Below are 1,297 nucleotides of genomic sequence, written 5' to 3'. Positions count from 1 at the left end.
TGCAATTAATTTTGGATCATTGGTCACATCGACTGTAGCGCCCACATGCTCAAGTGCTTTAGCTGCTGAGTGTAGATTGCCCATGCCATAATCAAGTAACGCGATACGTGTCATTAGAGGCTACCTTTTGTCGATGCAATCGTGTTTTCTGCACGTGGATCAACTTCACAAGCCATACGTAAAGCACGAGCTAGCGCTTTGAACACACTTTCGATTTGATGATGGCTATTTTTACCTTTCAAATTATCGATGTGTAAGGTCATAAGCGCATGGTTTACGAAACCTTGGAAGAACTCAGAAAATAAATCGACATCAAAGGTACCGATGCGTGCACGGGTAAATGGAATATCCATGAATAAACCCGGACGACCAGATAAATCTACAACAACGCGAGATAAAGCTTCATCTAATGGTGCATAAAAATGACCATAGCGTTTTAAACCTTTTTTATCGCCTAAAGCTTGTGCAAAAGCTTGTCCAAGCGTGATTCCACAGTCTTCTACGGTGTGGTGATCATCAATCTCGAGGTCTCCGTCACAATGAATATCGATATCAAATAAGCCATGTCGCTTGATTTGATCAATCATATGGTCTAAAAATGGAACTCCAGTGTTTAGTGTGCCTTGACCAGTACCGTCGAGATTTAATCGAACTCGAATTTTGGTTTCATTGGTATTTCTAACCACTTCACTGATACGTTGCGTCATGGACACGTTCCTCAAAAAACGTCAAAAATGATTGGATGTTAACGACAATTTCGCTGTGACGAATTCGTGACAGCATCATAGTTTGCTCAGGAGGGTTAATCAATGCCTATTACCGTACATGCTTATAGTTCTCTAGATAATTCAGAGATCCGCGATCAGCTTGAGCGTTTGTATGATACAAGTCCGGAGTTTGGTGACGGGCACGATGCGATTGAACAACTTGAACAAGATTTACAACAGTATACCACGCTATACACTGCTGAATTTAACACCAAAATTATAGGTGCAATCTGGTCTTCAGGACAAGGTGAAAGCAAGGTCCTTGAATATATTGTTGTTCACCCTGCTAACCGTGGTCGTGGGGTAGCTGAGCGCTTGGTTGAAGAAGCTTGTCGTATAGAAGAGTCAAAAGGCGTTAAAATTTTTGAGCCGGGCTGTGGCGCAATTCATCGTTGTTTAGCTCATATTGGTAAATTACATCATTAACAGCCTAGTCCGTATGTGATGGTGATTTAAAAATAATCACTTGTTACAAAAAATACGGAAGTTGCTTGACGTGGTCATATAAACATTGTTTAATACGCCCACTT

The 1,297-nt window shown here is 41.1% G+C and carries 2 protein-coding genes and 1 pseudogene; 1 reads left to right on the top strand and 2 read right to left on the bottom strand.

The window, feature by feature from the left end; genetic code table 11:
• Positions 1 to 114: pseudogene (locus UC75_RS21005) on the bottom strand (imidazole glycerol phosphate synthase subunit HisH); the annotation flags it as partial.
• Complete coding sequence (gene hisB / locus UC75_RS09815; RefSeq protein WP_002116767.1) at positions 114 to 707, bottom strand: imidazoleglycerol-phosphate dehydratase HisB; 594 nt, start codon at positions 705 to 707, stop codon at positions 114 to 116. The pseudogene UC75_RS21005 and the gene hisB, both read right to left, overlap by 1 nt.
• A gap of 102 nt (positions 708 to 809) precedes the next feature.
• On the opposite strand from hisB, the gene UC75_RS09810 reads away from it, so the two are divergent.
• Positions 810 to 1,193, top strand: a complete 384-nt coding sequence (locus tag UC75_RS09810; RefSeq protein WP_004789887.1) for a GNAT family N-acetyltransferase — start codon at positions 810 to 812, stop codon at positions 1,191 to 1,193.
• The last annotated feature ends 104 nt before the right edge of the window (positions 1,194 to 1,297 follow it).

The organism is Acinetobacter sp. V2 (assembly GCF_001188385.1).
In the GTDB taxonomy this organism is placed as follows: Bacteria; Pseudomonadota; Gammaproteobacteria; order Pseudomonadales; family Moraxellaceae; genus Acinetobacter; species Acinetobacter oleivorans.
This window is presented reverse-complemented; position numbering and strand designations above follow the sequence as displayed.